Genomic DNA, 15,139 nt, shown 5'->3' on the forward strand with positions numbered 1-15,139 from the left:
GTTTTATTTTGTTATATGTATAAATACACTTATAGAAAATCTAGTTTCAGCATGCGTGCGCTGAGCTCTATTAATTGAGAAAGGGAAATTGCTCTGCAATCGATGATTCTGTGCTTTGTGCTACCCAACCTTGTGTATTGTTAAATAGACGAATAGCGGTAAATTCTGGGTCGCTACCCATATCAAACCAATGAGGGGTCAGTTCAGGTACTGAGATCAAATCGCCTTGTTGGCAAAGTACTTGGTACACTTTACTGCCAATGTGTAAGCAAAATAACCCTTGGCCTTTGACAAAAAAGCGTACTTCGTCTTCGCTGTGAGTGTGTTCAAATAAAAATTTTTTGCGCAATTCTGAAACATCAGGGTTGCCTTTAGCCAGCGATATAACGTCAACAGTTTGATAGCCGCCTTGCTGTTTTAAGCGTTCAATATCGCCGCTGTAGGCAGTTAAAATATCATCATTGCTGGTGCTTTCAGTGATCTCGGTATTTGCCTGCCATTGCTCAAAACGCACATTAACCTTAGCAAGTTCAGCGGTAATACGTTGAACGTCGCTACTGGTCAGCAGTGCATTAGTGGCGTCAGAATCTGCAAAAATAGTGAGTTGGCTCATGCTAAATGCTCCGCTTTAAATTGGCTAAAATCGTTAATGTAGCTGTGCTTTGATGAGCTTTCTTGCCCATCGCGAATTAAATGTAAAGTTTTAAGCCCAGCGGTTTTTGCAGCATCAAGCTCTGCAACTACATCACTTAAAAACAATACTTCGTCTGGGTTAAAAGGCAATTGCGTTATTATGTTTTCATAGGCGCTTGGCGCTTGTTTGGCGCCTACTTTGGTATCAAAGTAATCACTAAATAGTGGGCGAATATCGCCAAAGTCAGAATACTGAAAAATTAAATGCTGTGCTTTCACAGAGCCCGACGAATAAACGTATAACTGTTGGCCAGCTTGCTTTTGTTGTTGTAAAAATTGATAAGCATCTGGGTATAAGTGACCAGTAAAATCACCGTTTTCATAGCCTGTTTGCCAAATTAAACCTTGTAATTGCTTAAGTGGCGTTATTTTTTTATCTTCTTCAATCCAAGTAAGTAAAGTGCTAATAACGGTGTCGATATTGGCATTAGGCTCGTTAATTTCAGCTTTTACAGCGCTAATTTGTTCTGCTACTTCAGGCTGTTCTGTGTGACCGCGCACAAATGCAGGCAGTTGTTGTGCGGCATAAGGAAATAGCACATCTTTTACAAACGAAATACGCGTAATAGTGCCTTCAATATCAGTTAGCAATGCTTTGATCATAGTGCGGTTCCTGTTATTTTTAAGCGTTCTAGCTCGCAACTAAATAAAAACTCTAATGCCTCTAAATGGCGGCGAACTTCATCAATGTTACGGCCAACAGCATATAAACCATGACCTCTGATCAATACGGCATGCTTAATTGGTGAGTGTAAGTGATGGTCGCTCACAAGTAGGCTTAAACGGTCTATATCTTGATCGTTATCGAAAATAGGGATGGCCAGTGATTCTAAGTGCGATGTAATACCGCTGAGCGCTTTTTGCATCTCGTAGCCGGTTAGTTCAAGCTGATGGCGTTGAATAATATTTGAAAGTACAGTTGCCGCTACCGAGTGAGTATGCAAAACATATTGCGCGTCAGGAATAAGTTGATACAAGCTCAAATGCAGTTGTGTTTCGGCTGAGGGTTTTATTGCCCCTGCAACACGCTCACCTAAATGATTTAATTGTAGAAAATGCTCAGGCATTAACGCGCCTTTGTCCTGGCCACTGGCTGTGACTACAAAGCCCGTGCTGGTGCGGGCTGAAAAGTTTCCACCTGTTGCGGGTACCCAACCTTTTTGACTGACCCATTTTCCGGCTTCAATAAGTTCTGAAATAGCGGTATTGTTTTGCATACATTCCTCACTAATGAGCATAAAGCTATTTGTTTTAGACGGCTATACTTCTGTTTTAAGCAATGATAGCATCGCTTTGGGCGTAAAACCATCATTAAGGGTAACCAGTGTTTGAAAGTAAATTGCCAAATTTAGGCACCAGTATTTTTAGTCAAATGACTGCTTTAGCAAATCAATTCGAAGCGATTAATTTATCGCAGGGTTTTCCTGAGTTTGATGCGCCTGAGCTACTTAAAAAACAGCTTAATCATTATGTGCTTGAAGGAGTTAATCAATATTCACCTTCATCTGGTGTACCGCGCCTGCAGCAACAGATTGCCCAGTTAGCAAAACGAAAATATGCGGTTGAAATAGATGCCGCGCAGCAAGTAACGGTAACCTCAGGGGCAACCGAGGCGCTGTTTGTTGCCATTCAAGCGCTAGTGCGCGAAGGTGATGAAGTCATTGTATTTGACCCTGCTTATGACTCTTACCAGCCAGCGATTGAATTGGCCGGTGGTAAGTCAGTTAATATAGCTCTGCATGCTCCGAGTTATGTAATTGACTGGCAAACGGTGGCTGCGGCTATTAATAGCAAAACGCGGGCTATTATTATCAACACTCCACATAACCCAAGTGGTAAAACGTTAAAACAGCACGATATTAATGCCCTAAAAGCCTTAATCATCGAGCATGATTTATACCTGATAAGTGATGAAGTATACGAGCATATTACTTTTGATAAGCAACCACATTTAAGTGTGTTACGAGATGAGGAATTGTTTGCTCGCAGCTTTGTGATCTCAAGCTTTGGCAAGACTTTTCATAGCACTGGTTGGAAAATGGGTTACTGCATCGCCCCCGCTACACTTGCGGTCGAGTTTCGTAAAATTCACCAATATGTGACTTTTTCAAGCTTCACGCCTGCGCAACATGCACTCGCCGATATGTTAGAACAGCAAGGTGAGCATGTGGATGCGCTAAGTGAGTTTTATCAACAAAAACGCGATGTGCTAAGTAATGCTCTACAAGATAGCCGCTTTAGCATTTTACCAAGTGAAGGCACCTACTTTTTACTGCTTGATTACAGTGATGTATCGGATTTAAATGACGTAGAATTTTGCCAATGGTTAGCAGAACAAGCAGGCGTTGCAGCCATTCCACTGAGCGTGTTTTATCAGCAACCAAGCAATGATAAAGTTATTCGTTTATGTTTTGCTAAAAATGATCAAACCTTAATAGAGGCGGCACATATTTTATGTCAACTTTAACCTTAGCATTATTACAAAGCTCGCTGCATTGGCTCGATAAAAAAGCCAATTTAGCGATGTTTGAAAAACAGCTTGCTAACATCACTAATCAACTTGATTTAATTGTACTTCCTGAAACCTTTGCCACTGGATTTGCGGTTAACCTTGACTGTGGCGACGCTGAAAATGGCTCAGTACTGAGTTGGCTCAAGGCACAGGCGAAGCACTATAATGCGGTAATTGCAGGCTCGGTATTGGTAACCCAAGGAAGTAAAAAAGCGAATCGGTTTTACTGGGTACAACCAAATGGAGAAGTGAGCTACTACGATAAACGGCACTTATTTTGTTTAGGTAACGAAGGCGAGTTTGTAGTGGCAGGACAAACGCGTGAAGTGTTTGAACTTAATGGGTTTAAAATATTGCCACAAGTATGCTACGACTTACGGTTTCCGGTGTTTCAGCGCAATAACAATGACTACGATGTGATGATAAATATTGCCAATTGGCCAGCAGCAAGGCGCAATGTATGGGACACTTTATTAATGGCACGAGCAATGGAAAACCTATGCTACGTGGTTGGCGTAAACCGGGTTGGTGAAGATGGCAATGGTATTGCCCACAGTGGTGGAACTGCAGTGTATGACTTTAAAGGTGAGCCACTGATTAAAGCGAATGACGACCAGCAAGCACTACTAACAATCACGTTAAATAAAGCGCCGCTTGATGAGTTTAGAGCTAAATTTCCAGCACATTTAGATGCCGATGCTTTTACATTGGTATAAATTAGCGCCCAGCCGATAAAGTGCTAAAATAGCCGCTGATATTTTTATTGGCGGCTTTATGAATACAACCCTTATTACACCGGTAATTTTAGCTGGCGGTATTGGCACACGGCTTTGGCCGCTGTCGCGCCAAGCAATGCCAAAGCAGTTTTTATCTTTGCTTGATAATAAAAACCAGCAGTCGTTATTGCAAAGCACGTTAGTGCGTGTTGCAACTGAGGACTTTAATCCCGCTATTTTGGTCTGTAATGAGCAGCATCGATTTATTGCCGCGCAGCAGGCAGCATTTGCAAAGCCCCATGCCATAGTACTTGAGCCAGAAGGCAAAAATACCGCACCAGCCATTGCCCTTGCCGCGCACTATGCATTAAAAAATAATATTACTGGTCCCTTGTTGGTGATGCCTGCCGATCATTATATTGAAGATTTTACGCCATTAACTGCTCAGTTATCTGATGCGGTGACACTGGCTGAGCAAGGTAAATTAGTTACATTTTCAATTACGCCAACAGAGCCGCATACCGGTTATGGCTATATCAAACAGGGCGCAGCAATTACAGGTACTGCTTGCTTTGAGGTAGACCAGTTTAAAGAAAAACCTGATTTAGCAACTGCATTAACCTATTTAACTGAGGGCGGTTATAGTTGGAACAGTGGCATGTTTTTATTTACTCCCGCTGCATATCTAAAAGAGCTGGAACGCTTTGCGCCAAAAATAGCTAAAAGTGTTGCTAGTGCCACTGATTTTAAACAAGACTTAGCGTTTACAAGAGCAAATACTCATGCACTTGAATCTTGCCCAAGTGACTCGATTGATTATGCTATTTTAGAGCGTAGTAATAATGTGGTGGTAATGCCCGTTGCATTAAATTGGAGCGATGTGGGTAGTTTTTCTGCACTCGCAGCGTTGAGTAAAAAAGATCCACAGGGTAATAGCCCACATCAAGAACATATCGCCCAAAACAGTAGTAACAACTTAGTTATTAGCGAAGATAGACACACAATAGCGACGTTAGGAGTAAGCGATTTAGCAATTATTCATACCCACGACGCCACTTTAATTGCTGATCAAAATGCGCTTGATGCTCTCCCGTTATTACTCAAGCAATTGGCATCAACACATAACAACAAACTGACACACCATCAGGTGGTTTACCGCCCTTGGGGAAATTATCGTACGCTGGTAGAAAGTATCGGTTTTAAAGTAAAAAAAATAACCGTTAATAGTGGGGCTAGGCTCTCAACGCAGCGTCATCAGCATCGCGCTGAGCATTGGGTGGTAGTATCAGGCACTGCAGATATATGTATTGACCAGCAAAGCTTAACGCTGACCCACGACCAATCTTGTTATATTGCAGCAAAACAGCTGCACAGTTTAGCGAATAATCAGCCCGAGCCCTTAATTGTGATTGAAGTGCAAACGGGCGCTATATTAGATGAAAGCGATATAGAGCGATTTGACGATATATACGGCAGAAAATAACAGTATAAATAGTGAAAATACTTAATTATTTGTCACTGCAGTAAAACTTGGTAGCCCGTAGCCCGTAGCCCGTAGCCCGTTTTTACCCTAGTCCTTGCCGTACATACTTTAAATACGCCTCTAAACTGTGTTGCCACAGTGTGCTGGCTTCATTTAACGAGTTATTTAATGGTTTTTTATCTAGTAAGCGTCGCTCAATTTTTTTCAGTGCTAGTCCATAGCTATTAAAACCAAGTTGCATAGCGGTGCTAGCTTGGCGATGTAATAACTTAATGCATTGCTCGGGGTCTTGCTCTAATAAAGCTTGGCAACGGCTCAGCTTATTACGAGCAGAAAGAATAAATTCATTATAGATAGAAGATACTTCATCAATACTAAAAGAGCTTGTCAGGGTGTCTGTTGCGGTTTCATCGTATAACGTATCAATCAGCTCGACGGCAATATTAGCTGTTTGTGTTGACTGTGAATCACTCAATGCTTGGCGGAGTTTCTCTTGCTTTAATGGCTTGCCAACAATGTCTTTAATACCCAGTGCTAAGTATTCTTTTATTTCATCAGGGCTCAAACTGGCAGTAAAGGCCAGCACCGGCGTTCGCTGATTTTTATGCTCCACCCGTTTGAGAGTTTTTAGTACCTGTTGCCCTGTTAAATCGGGTAAGTTCATATCAAGTAGCACCACATCAAAGTGGTATTTTTTCATCAACTCAATCGCACTTTTGCCATCTTTAGCGAGCTTAATTTTATGCTCGTCGTCAGCCATAAATTCAACAGCTATTTTTTGGTTTAAATCTAAATCTTCAACGAGTAACACATCAAGCCCAGTTAAATAATCCTTACTTTGGTGGCGTTGCTCTACAAGGCTAAGCTCACCAATGGCTAACGTCATGTTAAAGCTAAAGACACTGCCTACTCCCAGCTCACTGGTAATTTCTAGCTGGCTATTAATTTTATCGAGAAGGCGACTGGTTATAGCTAGTCCTAGGCCTGTTCCGCCTTTTTCTTTACCGGCACTGCTTTGAATGTAGGGCTCAGTTAAATAATCAATTTCATCTTTTTCAATACCAGGGCCTGAATCGAGTACGCTTACTTTAAGGGTATGATCTAGCTGGGTTTCATTAATTAAGTCTATTTGTACTTTTACCATCCCCGTATCGGTAAATTTAATCGCATTACCTACAAGGTTAATAATAATTTGTCTGAGTTTTTGTTGGTCGCAGTAGTAACAGGCTTTGTCGGGGATATTACAGGCGAGCTCAAATTTAAGTTGTTTTTGTTCGGCCAGAGGGCTTAACAGCAAACATAAGTTTTGCAGCCACGTTTTAAACTCTATGTCTTCTTCGTACAGGGCTTCGTCGTGCTGATCTAAGCTTGCATATTCCAGCACTTTATCTACCAGTAAGTTGAGTGACTCAGCTGAGTTGATAATGGCCTCACAATAGGCTTTGTTACGGCTGTCGCTGGTTTGATTTAATACCAGTTGTGCACTGCCTAATATGCCGTTTAGTGGTGTGCGTATTTCATGACTGATGGTGGATAAAAACAGTCCGCGAATTTCTAAATCTTTATGAGCTTTTTCGGTGAGTTTATTAAGTCGTAATTCCCTGCGCTCATTACATAACAACGCCATACCTGCAGCATAGAACATGGGGGCAATAACACTATTTAAAAATAACAGTGAGTTAAACCATGAATTTAAAATGGCATCCTGTTGTGCAATGTCATCCATAAATAGGCTTCGGGTAATAAAACTTGCTGCAACTAAAGTTAAAATAATTATGTAAACAATACTGGCGTTAGGGTAGGGTTTTCGCGCATATTTTATAAATATAAATAATAAAAAAGTGGCCTCTACAATATGCTGCAGATCAGAAATATATACCCGTGAGCGCATTGAGGGCTGTAAAAATGTGAAATAAACAAGCAGCAAAGCGCTGAGCGCTGTAAATAGGCAAACAAACTTAAGGCCACGACCATGATAATTTAAAAATTGACTCAGTGACAAACAATGCACAATAGAAGCTAAAAACATCATGTTATTAGCAAGGGTAATGGCAATCTGATCAGGAATTTTGCCTATTAGCGCAAAACTAACAATGGCAGCTAATAGCAGTAAAGGATAAAAAATATAAAGTAACGTGCCGGGAACATGCTTATTGGTACGCCAGGTTAAAAAGTTCAGTAGCGTCATCACTGTCATAACGGCGATACTGGCAAAATAAAGCGTAAATGAGTCGAGCATTAAGACCCCAACAGCGTTTTTTAAAGAAGATATAAAAACAGGCACTTAAAGTGCCTGTATGGTATTTATTCAAACAAACGTTAACGAATTTCGTCAGGAATGTTTTGTTGTGCCCAAGAAAGTAATTCAATACGGTTACGACATTTAGTTTTTCTAAATGCACTGTATAAATGAGTTTTAACCGTATGCGGGCTAATACTTAACTCTTCAGCAATTTCTTTATTTTTAGAACCATTACTCATTAACGAGATAATTGCTTTTTCACGCTTCGTTAGCTTTATTGGTTCAATATCACCATCAGTTAGTTTATGCAGGGCGTCTTTATTAAATTGCAGCATGCGGTTAAGCGCATTACACATAATGTCACGACGATACCAAAGCTGATCTTCGAGTAATAAACGAATCCCTTTCATGAGTACATCGGCATTATCAGTGGTGTAAAATACACCACGAATACCGCTAAGCAATGCGCGATTAGCAAGCTCTGGGTTTTCATCTAAATTGAACAACACAATATCGCACTTGATGCGTAAATTAACGAGTTGCTCTTTTAGCTTTGTCCATGCGTCTTTACTTGATGTTTCAATGAACAATAAGCGAGTACCTACCGGAACATCTAAAATATTTGTACCCGTAGTTACGTCAAGGCCTTGCGTTTTTAACAATGGCTCTAAAACGTTAATACCAATAGTGTTAATTGGTTCTTCATCTAACAACAAAAAGGCTGAACTGCTCATGTTTTTTTACTCTTTTATAAAGCTGGCTAATTAATTTTACCACAATCCCTACACACCTTTTGTATTAGAAAATCATTATTTCACTGGAGAAAAGGTGCGATTTCCGATTATTTAAACATAAAATGTTGCAAATAAGTAATTGTTTTTTTTCGTGTAGTAAGAAAAACGCCGTATTTTTGATTTTTTTAAACTAATCTAAGATTTAACTAAGCACTATAGCGCCGTTTTTTTAGTTTCTTGGTATGGAGGCCAGCCCATTTCTTTACCTGCGAGCATATGTAAATGTATGTGATACACAGTTTGGCCACCATGTTCATTACAGTTCATCACAACGCGGTAGCCGTCATCGCTAAAGTTGTGTTGCTTGGCCAGTTTTGCGGCGACCGTGTATAAATTACCAATTAAATGTGAGTTTTCATTATTTATATCATTTATAGTGGCAATTGGTTGCTTGGGAATAATTAATACATGAAATGGCGCTTGAGGATTAATGTCTTTAAACGCCAGCGTGTCATCGTCTTCGTAAATAATGTCGGCTGGAATTTCGCGATTAATAATTTTAGTAAAAATAGTCTCTTGGCTCATAATGATGACTCTAATTTATTTGATTAATATATGTGTCACTAATGACAAATTTTGCTAGCAGTGTCAAACTGAAATCAACTAAAGGAGTAATTATGCGTAAATCAATATTATTAGGCAGTGTAGCGGCGCTCTTAGTGAGTGCATCGAGTTTGGCAGAAAATATTCACTTTCCTGAGGAATTTGTTCCTTTGCAAGTGGGTGAACGAATAATTGAAAGTTCGCTTTTTAGTCGTGTTGATGATGTTGAATTAGCACCGGGTACTTATCAGCTAAAACTTAAATACACAGATTTATATGATTTAGGTTATGACGATCATGAAGTGATTGAATCAGAACCTTTTTGGGTGAATGTAACCATTGAAGCGGGTAAAGATTACACCTTAGTATTTAATCGTGCTGAAAATGCGGTAGCGGCAAAAGTATTTGCTGAGGCACCGCAAGTGAGTTTAAAAGCAAAAGGCAGCACCTTAGCTAAGCCATTAAATATTATTGCCGAACGACAAGTTCAAAGCGCACAGTTTAAACAGCAAACAACAGCAATCCCAGCGGGCCCGCAAAAACCGAGTCGTCCCATTAAACCGATTACGCCAATTAATGGAAAAGGCATGCCAAGTGCGGCAAATATGCTCGAGTTTTGGTGGCAACAAGCAACGCTCGCTGAAAGGCAGGCTTTTTTAGATAAAGTAACAAAATAATTAAGCATTAAAAAAGGGCCAAATTGGCCCTTTTTAGTTTATTGGTAACGCTATTATTTATTCAAATAACGCGTCAATGGTACCTTGTGCAAGTGGGTGATAACCCGGACGTGCTTTTAAGTACACGCTTTGTGCCCAGTCTTTTTTACCATGTGTAATAAGTGCTTTGTAAAGTGGCACTATTAGCTTACGACGACCAATACCCGATAAGTGTTTATCAAGCGCAGGGTAAATCGGTTGGTAACCGTTACCCACTGCTAGCATGTACCATGCAAATGCGCGTTCTGCGTTAGTTGATTGGGTTAAGTTAAACTCGCCGTCTAATTCAGTCATTTTTTCAATGCTTAAATCGCGCGGTAGGTTATTTAAAAAGTGCAGCCACTCATGCACTGTCCAATTTGCAGTAGGTAATTGTGCGGCAGTTGTATCCCCCTTTAACCATGCTTGTGTTGCAGCATCTACTTTATCGAACGCATCAGAGGTAGGGTTAGGTGCATCACTTGGTAAACCAGGCTCAAAAATCCACTCGTTCACTTTATCCATGCTAACTACACCAGGGTACTTTTCAATTAAGTTAGCTTTGATGTAAGTCACAAATTGCGCAGTGGTTAGCGATTTAAACGCAAATTCATTAAAGTAAGTTTTAACAAAGTCATCAAACTTATCACGGCCATATTTTTCTTCTAGGTAGATTAAAAATAGCTGACCCTTTGTGTAAGGCACTGAGCTAAACGCATCATCCGGATCGCGGCCATTAAGTTTTAAATTAAGGCGAGTGTCTGGTGCATCAATGGTTTTAAGTTGCGCACGCAGGCCAGCTGCATCAAGCGCTTGCTCCATTACTGCACGGTCGCGACCAAATACTTCTTCCATAATGCGGTTTTCAACGTAAGAGGTAAATCCTTCGTTTAACCATAAGTCTTCCCATGTGGCATTGGTTACTAAGTTACCAGACCAAGAGTGAGCAAGCTCATGTGCAATCAGGTTAACGAGGCTTTTATCGCCAGCAACAACGGTTGGGGTAATAAATGATAGACGCGGGTTTTCCATGCCACCAAATGGGAAGCTAGGCGGTAGCATAAGTAAGTCATAGCGACCCCAAGCATATTCACCATACATCGCATTGGTTTTGTCGATCATCGCTTGGGTGTCATTAAATTCAGCAACTGAGGCATCCAAAATAGTCGGTTCAGCAAAAATACCGGTTTGTTTAGACATCGCTTTAAATTCTAAGTTACCAGCACCAATCGCAATTAAGTAAGGCGAAATTGCTTGTGGCATATTGAAGTGGTAATCACCGTCTTTATAAAGGGCATCTTTATTATCGGCACTCATTACCGCACGCACATCTTCAGGGGTATGAATACGTGCAGAATAAGTCACACGCATTGCCGGTGTATCTTGCACAGGGATCCAACTACGTGCATGTATCGCTTGCGATTGACTATACATAAACGGGTGCGTTTTACTGGCTGTTTGCTCTGGCGTTAACCACTGTAAGCCCGACGCTTCTGGGCGACTGTTGTAGTAAATACGGACTTTTTCAGCTTGGCTTTTAAATGTAATGGTTAGTTTTGAGCCTTTAACATCGTCGCGATTAGCAAGGTTAAAACTGGCTTTATACCAATTGCCATTAGCTGTTTGATACATCACTTTATCAATATCAAGATCGCGGGTATCAAGTACTAGCTTTGTGCTTTTCGCGTTTTGCCATTGTAGCGTATGCTCAACAAAACCTTCTAATTGCTTGTCGGCAAAGTCGATGTCTAAATCAAGGTTTAAATGCGTGGTGATAACATCATCAAGGTTGGCGTAGGAATTTTGATCAATAGCGCTAGCCATTGCTTGCGAGCACATACCGGCCATAGCGAGGCTTAAAAAAAGAGGTTTGATTTTCATAATTACCTTGAGTACAAATAAAAAAGTACCCGTTTTATAACATGATTGCCACAGTGGGTTGAACAATTTTTACAAGCTGATGCGCAATTTGCGACGATGAGTTAAACTAGAGCGATTAATTACTGGTACCTTTAGGACCCTTGTGGCGCACTCATTACAACCCCTACATACATTTGCATTAAGTAGCCAATGCCAAAATTTTATTGAGATCACCGACTCAGCGCAGCTTCAAACTCAGAGCTTTAACGCGCCTTTTTGTCTGTTAGGGGAGGGCAGTAATACCATTTTTTTAAATGATTATGCTGGCACGGTTATTAAAATGGCGACCCAAGGAATTAATATTACTGAACGGGAAAATGATTTTTTAGTCAGTGCGGCTGCCGGTGAAAATTGGCATCAATTAGTGACTTACTTGCTTGAGCAAAGCATAGCAGGGTTTGAAAATTTAGCACTCATACCTGGCACAGTCGGTGCTGCGCCAGTGCAAAATATTGGTGCCTACGGTGTAGAAATAGCACAATTTATAGAAGCTGTTGACTATTTTGATATTAATAGCAACTGCTTCAAATCTTTAACTAATCAGCAATGCCACTTTGCTTATCGTGAATCGGTTTTTAAACACGCGTTAAAAAATAAAGCGGTGATCACCCAAGTGCACTTTAAACTGCCAAAAATATGGCAACCAGTACTCAGTTATGGATCGCTACAACAACTAAAAAATCCGACGCCACAGCAAGTATGTGAGCAGGTGATACAAACACGCAATAGCAAACTCCCAGACCCTTATAAACTAGCTAATGCTGGGAGTTTTTTTAAAAACCCCATTATTACGAATGCTGCGTTAGTGCCGTTACTTGCGCAGTTTCCTGAGTTACCTCATTACCCACACGGAGCTGGTCATCATAAAGTCGCAGCGGGATGGTTAATAGAACAAGCGGGGTTAAAGGGATATAAGATTGCCGGTATTGAAGTGCATCAGCAGCAAGCTTTGGTGCTCGTTAACCATGGTCACAGTACAGGGGATGATTTGATCAGCATGATCACCCATATTCAAAACACCGTTTTAGCGCGCTATAACATAAGCTTAGAACACGAAGTGCGGTTAATTGATCAACACAATGAATGCCATATCTCTTTGGAGCAATCAGCATGAAAGCACCTGATGGAAACAAGCTGGCTATTTTAAATGCGCTTAATAAAGGCGGGTTTGTCTCTGGGCAAGCTTTAGGAGAGGAATTAGGGATTAGTCGTGCCGCTGTTAGTAAACACATTCAAAGCCTACAAGCTATGGACTTAGATGTATTTAAAGTTACAGGTAAAGGCTATTGCTTAAATAACCAAGTAGGGTTACTTAATCAGGAAAAAATACAACAGCTTTATGCTGAGTTAGGGCAAAATACCGCTAATATTGAAGTGCAGCCGCTCATTGATTCAACCAACAGCGAACTAATGCGCCGCATTCAGGCTAAAACACCACTTCAGTCGGGCACGGTAATCGTTGCCGAAATGCAGCAAGCAGGTCGGGGGCGTCGAGGGCGTGTATGGCAATCGCCATTTGGTGCCAACTTATACTACAGCTATTTTTGGCGATTAGATGATGGTTTACAAGCCGCTATGGGTGTATCGATTGCTGTTGGTTTAGCGGTGTATGATGCGATAAAAGCACTTTATGGTATTGATGTAGAGTTAAAGTGGCCAAACGACATTTACATAAACAAACAAAAGCTCGCTGGCGTATTAGTTGAATTAGACGGGCAACCACAAGGGCCGTGTCAGTTGGTGATAGGAATTGGTATTAATTTAAATATGCCACAAAGTGCCAGTCAGCACATTGACCAAGCATGGACAGATTTAAGTCAGCACACCCAGCAGCTAGATAAAAATCAATTAGTAGCTTCATTAACTTATTGGTTAGAGCAGCGCTTAGCGCAATATCGCGAGAACGGCTTACAAACTATGTATCAACAATGGAATGCATTAAATGCGTTTGCAGGCGAGCAGGTAGAGCTTAATACTGGGCATCGTAGTTGGCGTGGCATTTGTGAAGGTATAGATGCGCACGGTGGTGTACGTATTCGCCAAGACGGCGAAGTAAAAAGTTATTATGGCGGCGAGATTTCATTAAGAAAGGCGCAAGCATGAGATTGTTAATTGATGTAGGTAATACTTCACTCAAAGCCGTATTGTGGGAAAACGGGCAAATACAGCCATGTGATATTAATAATATTTCATGGCAGCAAATTACGGTTGTTATTTACGCTTGTGTTGGTCGTAGCGAGTTACTTAAACAATTATTAGCGCAAGCCAAAACGCATAATATTGATTGTTTTGAGGCTACGGTTAGTAGTGAGCTCGGTGGGTTACGCTGCGCGTATCAGCAAGTAGGTAATTTGGGTATAGATAGATGGTTGGCGCTTATTAGCGGTTATACGCTTTACCCTAATATGGCTGCTATTGTTGTTGATGCTGGCACGGCTACCACCATAGACGTTCTCAATAATGATGGGCAGCATCTAGGAGGCTGGATATTACCTGGGATTGATTTAATGACCTCATCACTCACTCAAAATACTCAGCGGGTATTTGATGATGCAAACACGCCATTTGCTAATGAGCTCGGAAAAAACACCCCTAATGGGTTAAAAAACGGAGCCTTAGTGGCAACTATGGGTGCCATTGAGCAAGCAAGATTGCATTTAAATACAAAAAATAGCCTCTTAATTTTTGCGGGTGGTTATGGTCAGCTGTTACAAGGGCATTTTTCACAGAGTATTTTCGACCCAATGCTAGTAATGAAAGGCTTAAATTACTGGTATGAGTTAGCTAAAAAGAGTTAAAAACAACAAAAAAACAGCTTTTTGCGCGAATAGTGAGCGTTTGAAGCATTAAATCACATTTTTTTTAATTTTTTGGTTGCATCCCAATAAACCTTACTCTAGAATCTCGCCCCGTACTAAAGCAGTGCCGACTTAGCTCAGCTGGTAGAGCAACTGACTTGTAATCAGTAGGTCAACCGTTCGACTCGGTTAGTCGGCACCACTTTCCTTTTACCGGAAGTGCTTAGTAAAGAATTATCGTGGAGGGGTTCCCGAGCGGCCAAAGGGATCAGACTGTAAATCTGACGGCTCAGCCTTCGCTGGTTCGAATCCAGCTCCCTCCACCACTTTATTCTAGACGGTTAGAGGTAGTTTAAGAACAGGTTCCTTAAAGCGGGCATCGTATAATGGCTATTACCTCAGCCTTCCAAGCTGATGATGCGGGTTCGATTCCCGCTGCCCGCTCCAATTTGATGATGCTGATATAGCTCAGTTGGTAGAGCGCACCCTTGGTAAGGGTGAGGTCGGCAGTTCAAATCTGCCTATCAGCACCAGTCAATCGAATCGCCTTAAACACTTCCTTTATCTGTCAGAAAAAACTATTTGAAATTTGAAAAAATTAACTTAATCTACCTATGGTGGATTATTTTCATATGTAATCTAGATACACAAAACTGATAGGTTCCGTCATGGCAAAAGAAAAGTTTGAACGCGTAAAACCGCACGTAAACGTTGGTACAATCGGCCACGTTGACCACGGTAAA

The 15,139-nt window shown here is 41.0% G+C and carries 14 protein-coding genes, 4 tRNA genes and 1 pseudogene; 12 read left to right on the forward strand and 7 right to left on the reverse strand.

The window, feature by feature from the left end:
- Nucleotides 1-70: 70 nt before the first annotated feature.
- The 3 genes from A9479_RS03265 to A9479_RS03275 are packed head-to-tail and all read right to left on the reverse strand — an operon-like array spanning nucleotide 71 to nucleotide 1,910.
- Nucleotides 71-613 carry an acireductone dioxygenase gene (locus A9479_RS03265; RefSeq protein ID WP_064662691.1) on the reverse strand — a complete coding sequence of 181 codons (543 nt, stop codon included), beginning with the start codon at nucleotides 611-613 and terminating at the stop codon, nucleotides 71-73.
- A complete protein-coding gene (gene mtnC / locus A9479_RS03270; RefSeq protein ID WP_064662692.1) occupies nucleotides 610-1,296 on the reverse strand; it encodes an acireductone synthase in 687 nt (228 codons plus the stop codon). The genes A9479_RS03265 and mtnC overlap by 4 nt, the downstream gene beginning before the upstream one ends.
- Nucleotides 1,293-1,910 carry a methylthioribulose 1-phosphate dehydratase gene (locus A9479_RS03275; RefSeq protein ID WP_036957053.1) on the reverse strand — a complete coding sequence of 206 codons (618 nt, stop codon included), beginning with the start codon at nucleotides 1,908-1,910 and terminating at the stop codon, nucleotides 1,293-1,295. The genes mtnC and A9479_RS03275 overlap by 4 nt, the downstream gene beginning before the upstream one ends.
- A 107-nt stretch (nucleotides 1,911-2,017) precedes the next feature.
- Between A9479_RS03275 and A9479_RS03280 the strand changes: the two genes are divergently transcribed.
- The 3 genes from A9479_RS03280 to A9479_RS03290 are packed head-to-tail and all read left to right on the forward strand — an operon-like array spanning nucleotide 2,018 to nucleotide 5,404.
- Nucleotides 2,018-3,160, forward strand: a complete 1,143-nt coding sequence (locus A9479_RS03280; RefSeq protein WP_064662693.1) for a methionine aminotransferase — start codon at nucleotides 2,018-2,020, stop codon at nucleotides 3,158-3,160.
- Complete coding sequence (locus A9479_RS03285) at nucleotides 3,148-3,921, forward strand: amidohydrolase (RefSeq protein ID WP_064662694.1); 774 nt, start codon at nucleotides 3,148-3,150, stop codon at nucleotides 3,919-3,921. Before A9479_RS03280 ends, A9479_RS03285 begins: the two co-directional genes overlap by 13 nt.
- Before the next feature lie 58 nt (nucleotides 3,922-3,979).
- Complete coding sequence (locus A9479_RS03290; protein ID WP_064662695.1) at nucleotides 3,980-5,404, forward strand: mannose-1-phosphate guanylyltransferase/mannose-6-phosphate isomerase; 1,425 nt, start codon at nucleotides 3,980-3,982, stop codon at nucleotides 5,402-5,404.
- Nucleotides 5,405-5,486: 82 nt separating this feature from the next.
- Here A9479_RS03290 and A9479_RS03295 read toward each other — a convergent pair whose 3' ends face one another.
- The 3 genes from A9479_RS03295 to A9479_RS03305 form a co-directional block, all read right to left on the reverse strand.
- A complete protein-coding gene (locus tag A9479_RS03295; RefSeq protein ID WP_033103589.1) occupies nucleotides 5,487-7,643 on the reverse strand; it encodes a response regulator in 2,157 nt (718 codons plus the stop codon).
- Between the two features lie 80 nt (nucleotides 7,644-7,723).
- Nucleotides 7,724-8,380 (reverse strand): response regulator transcription factor, encoded by a 657-nt coding sequence (locus A9479_RS03300; RefSeq protein ID WP_008108518.1) that lies wholly within the window; start codon nucleotides 8,378-8,380, stop codon nucleotides 7,724-7,726.
- A gap of 213 nt (nucleotides 8,381-8,593) precedes the next feature.
- Nucleotides 8,594-8,965, reverse strand: coding sequence for a histidine triad nucleotide-binding protein (locus A9479_RS03305; protein ID WP_064662696.1), 372 nt, complete (start codon nucleotides 8,963-8,965; stop codon nucleotides 8,594-8,596).
- A gap of 92 nt (nucleotides 8,966-9,057) precedes the next feature.
- On the opposite strand from A9479_RS03305, the gene A9479_RS03310 reads away from it, so the two are divergent.
- On the forward strand, nucleotides 9,058-9,660 hold the full coding sequence (locus A9479_RS03310; protein WP_064662697.1) for a DUF2057 domain-containing protein: 603 nt from the start codon (nucleotides 9,058-9,060) through the stop codon (nucleotides 9,658-9,660).
- 57 nt (nucleotides 9,661-9,717) lie between these two features.
- Here A9479_RS03310 and A9479_RS03315 read toward each other — a convergent pair whose 3' ends face one another.
- The gene (locus A9479_RS03315) at nucleotides 9,718-11,559 is read right to left on the reverse strand and encodes a M1 family metallopeptidase (RefSeq protein ID WP_064662698.1); all 1,842 of its coding nucleotides are present in this window, start codon (nucleotides 11,557-11,559) and stop codon (nucleotides 9,718-9,720) included.
- A 142-nt stretch (nucleotides 11,560-11,701) separates the two neighbouring features.
- Here A9479_RS03315 and murB point away from each other — a divergent pair, with 142 nt between their 5' ends.
- The 8 genes and pseudogenes from murB to A9479_RS19605 form a co-directional block, all read left to right on the forward strand.
- Nucleotides 11,702-12,712 carry a UDP-N-acetylmuramate dehydrogenase gene (gene murB, locus A9479_RS03320; RefSeq protein ID WP_064662699.1) on the forward strand — a complete coding sequence of 337 codons (1,011 nt, stop codon included), beginning with the start codon at nucleotides 11,702-11,704 and terminating at the stop codon, nucleotides 12,710-12,712.
- A complete protein-coding gene (birA, locus tag A9479_RS03325) occupies nucleotides 12,709-13,701 on the forward strand; it encodes a bifunctional biotin--[acetyl-CoA-carboxylase] ligase/biotin operon repressor BirA (protein WP_064662700.1) in 993 nt (330 codons plus the stop codon). The genes murB and birA overlap by 4 nt, the downstream gene beginning before the upstream one ends.
- Nucleotides 13,698-14,396, forward strand: coding sequence for a type III pantothenate kinase (locus A9479_RS03330; protein ID WP_064662701.1), 699 nt, complete (start codon nucleotides 13,698-13,700; stop codon nucleotides 14,394-14,396). Before birA ends, A9479_RS03330 begins: the two co-directional genes overlap by 4 nt.
- 126 nt (nucleotides 14,397-14,522) lie before the next feature.
- Nucleotides 14,523-14,598, forward strand: a tRNA-Thr gene (locus A9479_RS03335).
- Nucleotides 14,599-14,637: 39 nt separating this feature from the next.
- Nucleotides 14,638-14,722, forward strand: a tRNA-Tyr gene (locus tag A9479_RS03340).
- 46 nt (nucleotides 14,723-14,768) lie between these two features.
- Nucleotides 14,769-14,843 (forward strand) — tRNA-Gly (locus A9479_RS03345).
- Between the two features lie 10 nt (nucleotides 14,844-14,853).
- Nucleotides 14,854-14,929: transfer RNA gene (locus A9479_RS03350), tRNA-Thr, on the forward strand.
- A 135-nt stretch (nucleotides 14,930-15,064) separates the two neighbouring features.
- Nucleotides 15,065-15,139 (forward strand): annotated as a pseudogene (locus A9479_RS19605) (elongation factor Tu); the annotation flags it as partial.

It is taken from the genome of Pseudoalteromonas sp. MQS005 (assembly GCF_001661605.1).
GTDB classification, from domain to species: domain Bacteria; phylum Pseudomonadota; class Gammaproteobacteria; order Enterobacterales; family Alteromonadaceae; genus Pseudoalteromonas; species Pseudoalteromonas tetraodonis.